Source organism: Aquabacterium sp. A08, assembly GCF_011742065.1.
Genome location: NZ_JAAQQT010000123.1, coordinates 1 through 203, shown reverse-complemented (window position 1 = coordinate 203; position 203 = coordinate 1). Strand labels below are relative to the sequence as shown.

Annotated in this window: 1 protein-coding gene; it reads right to left on the bottom strand. The window is 64.5% G+C overall.

Annotated elements, in window-relative coordinates:
* Positions 1–203, bottom strand: a 203-nt coding sequence (locus HA630_RS26710; RefSeq protein ID WP_166832055.1) for a hypothetical protein, incomplete at both ends; no start/stop codon positions are given.

Below are 203 nucleotides of genomic sequence, written 5' to 3'. Positions count from 1 at the left end.
TTGCCCATGCCAAAACCCTTGACGGTCTTGATCAGCAGCACGGTCGGCTGGCCCTTGTGGTTCACCGCCTTGTGGTAGGCCGCGTACACCTTCTGCGGGTCGTGGCCGCCGCGCTTCAGGTTCCAGATGTCGTCGTCGCTCATGTGCGCCACCAGCTCCAGCGCCTTGGGGTCGCGGCCGAAGAAGTGCTTGCGCACGTAGGC